Origin of the sequence: Lichenihabitans sp. PAMC28606, assembly GCF_020616535.1 — a bacterium.
Lineage (GTDB): Bacteria > Pseudomonadota > Alphaproteobacteria > Rhizobiales > Beijerinckiaceae > Lichenihabitans > Lichenihabitans psoromatis.
In genome coordinates this window covers 2,856,038-2,862,500 of record NZ_CP085136.1, presented here as the reverse complement: position 1 = coordinate 2,862,500, position 6,463 = coordinate 2,856,038, and the positions used below count along the sequence as shown (strand labels likewise).

The window sequence follows — 6,463 nt, the reverse complement described above, 5'->3', positions numbered from 1 at the left end:
AGGATCAGACAACAGCTTAGAGTTACAAGGTCGAAGGTGGGTTTCCCCATTCGGACATGTCTGGATCAAAGCCCGTTCGCGGCTCCCCAAACCTTATCGCAGCGTACCACGTCCTTCATCGCCTCTCAGCGCCAAGGCATCCACCAGATACCCTTAAGGCACTTGATCGCTCTCATTATCAATGCTCACCCCGCCTGCGCCAAAGCACAGCTGTTTATCGCGTGGGTTACAGCGTCGCTCACTCAAGAGCCGTCACGAACAGAGCCTCGGCAGACCCCTCACAACACGCATGCGTCACCAGATCGGCCAATCCATCCTTGCGGACGATCCACCAACCCCGTCAAAGCATCGATCCGTCTTTAAAGACCATTTTTTGCTTCAAACACATCCAACATCCCCACCTGCGGTCAAGCTGATAGGACACGGCCCAAAGGCCGTCGGTTCGACACGCATATCCGCCTCTCGCCCAGGGTCAAAACCCCACCACGATCAGCATGCGCCCCGAACGTTCGGATGCATTCCCTCTTCACAATGTTAAACAACCCGCCTGCAGCAGACCCCAAAGGATCACGCTCCAAGCAAAACTTTTTCCGATATGCGGATCGCTCAGCCTCGGCCCACCCCAACGGGCCGCCAAAGCGAATGGTGGAGCCTGACGGGATCGAACCGACGACATCCTGCTTGCAAAGCAGGCGCTCTCCCAGCTGAGCTAAGGCCCCGTTCCGTTCCATCAAAGCCAACAGCCAAACCGCCCGGCCTCAACGTCAACATGGTGGGCCTGGGAAGACTTGAACTTCCGACCTCACGCTTATCAAGCGCGCGCTCTAACCAACTGAGCTACAAGCCCGAACCTGATCCCCGCCACCCCAGCGAAACACCCTCCCTTGCGACAGAGGCCTCAAACCGGACCAGCGGTCCCGCATATCAATGGAAGAAAGAGAAACGTTAGACGGCGCCGACATCCCGCATTGCCGACCATGACTGGTCGTTGATTCTAAAACAGCCGAAGAGCGCCACCCGGTCCGAAAACCAGGATCGTCTGAACAGCCATCCTTAGAAAGGAGGTGATCCAGCCGCAGGTTCCCCTACGGCTACCTTGTTACGACTTCACCCCAGTCGCTGACCCTACCGTGGTCGCCTGCCCCCTTGCGGTTAGCGAAACGCCTTCGGGTAAAACCAACTCCCATGGTGTGACGGGCGGTGTGTACAAGGCCCGGGAACGTATTCACCGTGGCGTGCTGATCCACGATTACTAGCGATTCCAACTTCATGCACTCGAGTTGCAGAGTGCAATCCGAACTGAGACGGCTTTTTGAGATTTGCGCGGGGTCGCCCCGTAGCATCCCATTGTCACCGCCATTGTAGCACGTGTGTAGCCCAGCCTGTAAGGGCCATGAGGACTTGACGTCATCCACACCTTCCTCTCGGCTTATCACCGGCAGTCTCCCTAGAGTGCCCAACTGAATGATGGCAACTAAGGACGTGGGTTGCGCTCGTTGCGGGACTTAACCCAACATCTCACGACACGAGCTGACGACAGCCATGCAGCACCTGTGTTCCAGCCCCTTGCGGGAAGGATCTCATCTCTGAAAACCATACTGGACATGTCAAAAGCTGGTAAGGTTCTGCGCGTTGCTTCGAATTAAACCACATGCTCCACCGCTTGTGCGGGCCCCCGTCAATTCCTTTGAGTTTTAATCTTGCGACCGTACTCCCCAGGCGGGGTGCTTAAAGTGTTAACTGCGCCACTAAGCTGCAAGCAGCCTAACGGCTAGCACCCATCGTTTAAGGCGTGGACTACCAGGGTATCTAATCCTGTTTGCTCCCCACGCTTTCGCGCCTCAGCGTCAGTACCGGGCCAGTGAGCCGCCTTCGCCACTGGTGTTCTTGCGAATATCTACGAATTTCACCTCTACACTCGCAGTTCCACTCACCTCTCCCGGACTCAAGACTTCCAGTATCAAAGGCAGTTCCAAGGTTGAGCCTTGGGATTTCACCTCTGACTTAAAAACCCGCCTACGCGCCCTTTACGCCCAGTTAATCCGAACAACGCTAGCCCCCTTCGTATTACCGCGGCTGCTGGCACGAAGTTAGCCGGGGCTTCTTCTCACGCTACCGTCATTATCGTCGCGTGCGAAAGAGCTTTACAACCCTAAGGCCTTCATCACTCACGCGGCATGGCTGGATCAGGCTTGCGCCCATTGTCCAATATTCCCCACTGCTGCCTCCCGTAGGAGTTTGGGCCGTGTCTCAGTCCCAATGTGGCTGGTCATCCTCTCAGACCAGCTACCGATCGTCGCCTTGGTGAGCCGTTACCAACACCAACTAGCTAATCGGACGCGGGCCATTCCTTCGGCGATAAATCATTCGCCCTCAGGCCGTATTCGGTATTAGCTTAAGTTTCCCCAAGTTATTCCGAACCGAAGGGTATGTTCCCACGTGTTACTCACCCGTCTGCCACTCACCTTGCGGTGCGTTCGACTTGCATGTGTTAAGCCTGCCGCCAGCGTTCGTTCTGAGCCAGGATCAAACTCTCAAGTTGTAGGCTTCAATAAAGAAACCATCGAGAATTTGCTCCGGCTAAGTCATCATTACACCCCTTCACAGAGGTCTCTCTTGACGAGTAACCCAGATCTCTCACAACCCAACCTTAGCAAAACTAAGCCAGATCCTAAGAAACCCAGATGTAACGTAGACCGCCAGATTATCCCATTCGATCGATTGCTCGATCCGCAAGGATATCAGACGCCGCCTACGTTTCTCTTTCTTCCGATTCAAATGTCAAACAGCGAAACTCAAGACGAAAAGTACCCCAGCCAACAGACCAAAATACCCAAACGACAAAATCCAACACCCCAGGGCCCTACCCGGTCGATACCCCCACAAAAGAATGCAGAAGATGGATCATCGCCGCCGCAGAACCAAACCTCGTTGGCCCCGCCGTCGATGACCGTCTTCTAGGGAAAGCCGCCGAGCCTGTCAACACAATCGGCCGAGCCAGACTGGATAGCAGGGTTGCATGAAGCTCTCTTGACAGACCGCATGACAATCATGGCCGCGCAACGGGCCTGCGCCCACGCTGCCGGGTCACAGAGACCAACGCCGACCCGTGCTCATCACGAACTGCAGCCTTTGCTCATGTCGCCGACGTTGTCGTCCCTCGATTGAGCGATCCCTGATCGCTGTCATCAAGATGCTCCGGCATGAGCACGCCCGGCCAGCTTAGAACTAGAACAATATCGCTTTGGAATTACTCGAATTAAACCTTGTGCTCTTATTGCGTCTTCGTAAGACGATCGCTGATTTTTCCCGAATTATAGATTGATTTCTAGCCTCATTGTTGAAAGTAACATTCCCGACTGAAGATCTACGACAATTTATAGTCGATCAAAACTGGGAATTTCCATGACGGCCGCGAAGCGAAAAAATGGACGATCGACGCTGCCGAGGGGCCGTGCCTCCGCGACACTCTGGGGGCGACCCGTCGCCGTCATGCTCGTGCTCGGCTCGACCGCAGTCTCGGCCCAGACGGCCGTCCCGCAACCCCAGACGGCTGTCGGTAGAACCGTCGAACTCGACACCGTCGAGGTCAAAGGCAAAGCAGTCCAAAGCGCAACGGGCCCGATCGACGGTTATGTGGCGACCCAAAGTGCCGCCGGCACCAAGACCTCGACGGCCTTGATCGAAACACCGCAAGCCATCGCGGTCGTCGGCGCCACGCAAATCCGCGATCAGCGGGCCACCAGCATCGATGAGGCGACCCGCTATTCGCCCGGTATCCACTCTCAGACCTTCGGGTCGGATAGCCGAAACGATTGGTTTCTGATCCGGGGCTTTACCGAACAGACGACCGGCTATTATCTTGATGGGCTGCAGCTTTATTCGTCGGCCTTTGCGACCTGGAAGCTGGAGCCCTGGAACCTCGAGCGGATCGAGATCGTGCGCGGTCCGGCCGCGACCCTCTATGGCGGCGGCGATCCGGGCGGCCTCATCAACGCGGTGAGCAAGCGACCCACCTTCACGACGTTCGGCACTGTCGAGGGCGGAATCAATCAATATGGCAACGTCTATGGCGCGGTGGATCTCGGCGGCGTCGCGGGCGACAAGGGCCAATGGTCCTATCGCTTCAACAGCATCGGCCGGATCGGCGACACGCAAACCGACCATACCAGCAACGACCGCGCCTTCGTGGCGCCCAGCCTGACCTATCGGACCGGCGACGGCACCACGTTGACACTGCTGGCGCAGTATCAGCACGATTATACCAACAGCCAGAACTTCCTGCCCTATCAGGGTACCGTGGTCGCGGCGCCGTTCGGCCGCATCCCGACGCATCTCTTCACCGGCGATCCAAGTTCCGATCGGTTCACGCGCGACCAGACGATGCTCGGCTACGAGTTCGAGCATATCTTCAACCCGAATGTCACGTTCCGTCAGAACGTGCGCTACAGCCATCTCGACGTGAACTTTCAATCGGTTTACGGCGGCGGCTACGCCAGCACCCCGACCGCGACGAGCGCCGAACTGCAGCGCTATAATTTCGTGACGCGGCCCAGCGTCGATATGGCAGAGGCCGACAACCAAACCGAGGTGCGCTTCAACACCTATGCGTTGCAGCATATCGCGCTGTTCGGCCTCGATCTGAAACACTACGACCTGAAGGACACCCAAGGGTTCGTCTTCGGCACTCCGCTCAACCTGCTCAACCCGGTCTATGCGGCTTCGACGCCGCCGAGCTCGCGCTACATCGCCTCGAATACGATCCAGGATCAGGTCGGGCTCTACGCGCAGGATCAGATCAAGCTCGATCGCCTGACTCTCGTGCTCTCCGGGCGGCAGGATTACGTCAACACCAATTTCACCAACAAGCTGGCGCTCGCCAGCAGCACAGACAGCAACGAAAGCGCCTTTTCGGGCAAGGTCGGCGCGATCTACAATCTCGATTTCGGCCTCGCGCCCTACGTCAGCTACTCGACATCCTTCAGCCCGATCGTCGGCACCAATACGGCCACCAGCAAGCCCTATAGCCCCGAACATGGCGAGCAGGAGGAAGTGGGCCTAAAGTATCAGTCGCCGGTCCTGCCGGTGACGGCCAGCATCGCCTTCTTCAACCTGACCCGCGACAACGTGCTGACGACGGACCCGAACAACGTCCTGAATTCGGTGCAGACCGGACAGCAGCGCTCGCGCGGACTCGAACTCGACGCCACCGCAACATTGGCGGACGGCCTCAGCCTGATCGGCGCCTATACGGTCTACGACCTGTCGATCACCCGCGACCTGAACCCGGCCAATATCGGCAAGCTGCCGACCAACACGCCCGAGCAATTCGGCTCACTGTGGCTCGACTATACCCTGCAGGACGGCAATTTCCGCGGCCTCGGCTTCGGTGCTGGCGCGCGTTACGTCGGCCGCTCGTATGCGGATGCCGCCAACCTGTTCCAGGTGCCGTCCTATCTGCTCGGCGATGCGGCGATCCACTACGATCGCGATCATTGGCGTGCCGCCCTCAACGTCTCGAACTTTACAGACGAGACCTATGTGGGGTCGTGCTCCAGCACATCGGCCTGCTTCTATGGCGATCGCCGCAAGATCACGGCGTCGCTGGCCTATCGTTGGTGATGGTAGCTCGCGCGCTGCGCGGCCCGGTCGCGGTGCGGGGCGAGGCGTTGGACGCCCCTGCGCCGCTGCTGCGCGCCGACGGTGCGGGCCTGACGATCGAGGGGCGCTCAATTTTATCGTCCGTCGATCTCGCGTTTCCGCGCGGCCGGATGGTCGGCATCATCGGGCATAATGGCTCGGGCAAGTCGACGCTGCTGAAACTGTTGGCGCGCCAGATCCAGCCGACCGTCGGCCGGATCATGCTCGGTGACGCGGCGCTTCCCGGCTTAGGCGCGCGGGCCTTCGCCCGGCAAGTCGCCTACCTGCCTCAAGCCATTCCGATGCAGACCGGGCTGACCGGCCGTGAACTCGTGGCGTTCGGCCGCTACGCGTGGCACGGCCCACTCGGCCGCATTGGCGCCTCCGGCCATGCCGCCATCGCCGAGGCCGTGCGCCTGTCCGGCACCGCGTCCTTCGCCGATCGCCTCATCGATCACCTGTCGGGCGGGGAGCGCCAACGCGTCTGGATCGCCATGCTGATCGCGCAGGAGAGCGGCTTCCTGCTGCTCGACGAACCGATCGCGGCGCTCGATCTCGCCCATCAGATCGAGGTGCTGGGCGTGCTGCGCTCGCTCTGCGCCATCCGCAATGCGGGCGTGATCCTGGTGCTGCACGACATCAACATGGCGGCGCGGTTCTGCGACGAGATCGTGGCGCTGCGGGCCGGCACCGTCGCGGTCCAAGGCGCCCCTTCCGCGATCATGCGGCCGGATGTGCTGCAAAGCATCTACGACATCCCGATGCGGGTCCTGACCGACCCGGCCAGCGGCGCGACGTTCGGCATGCCGACCTGATGCGTGGG

General features: G+C 59.2%; 2 protein-coding genes, 2 tRNA genes and 2 rRNA genes (1 of these 6 only partly in view). 2 read left to right on the top strand and 4 right to left on the bottom strand.

The genetic code is table 11. The features are described from left to right. From LGH83_RS13490 to LGH83_RS13475, 4 genes are all read right to left on the bottom strand, one after another. Nucleotides 1–168 (bottom strand): 23S ribosomal RNA (locus LGH83_RS13490); it reaches 2,650 nt to the left of the window's first position. A gap of 475 nt (nt 169–643) precedes the next feature. Beyond that, nucleotides 644–719, bottom strand: a tRNA-Ala gene (locus LGH83_RS13485). Between the two features lie 51 nt (nt 720–770). After that, nucleotides 771–847: transfer RNA gene (locus LGH83_RS13480), tRNA-Ile, on the bottom strand. Nucleotides 848–1,057: 210 nt separating this feature from the next. Continuing rightward, nucleotides 1,058–2,542: ribosomal RNA gene (locus LGH83_RS13475) — 16S ribosomal RNA — on the bottom strand. Together the 16S and 23S rRNA genes with 2 tRNA genes alongside form the textbook arrangement of a ribosomal RNA operon. 863 nt (nt 2,543–3,405) lie before the next feature. Between LGH83_RS13475 and LGH83_RS13470 the strand changes: the two genes are divergently transcribed. Next, nucleotides 3,406–5,622, top strand: a complete 2,217-nt coding sequence (locus LGH83_RS13470; RefSeq protein ID WP_227399109.1) for a TonB-dependent siderophore receptor — start codon at nt 3,406–3,408, stop codon at nt 5,620–5,622. Next, nucleotides 5,622–6,455, top strand: coding sequence for an ABC transporter ATP-binding protein (locus LGH83_RS13465; RefSeq protein ID WP_227399108.1), 834 nt, complete (start codon nt 5,622–5,624; stop codon nt 6,453–6,455). Before LGH83_RS13470 ends, LGH83_RS13465 begins: the two co-directional genes overlap by 1 nt. The last annotated feature ends 8 nt before the right edge of the window (nt 6,456–6,463 follow it).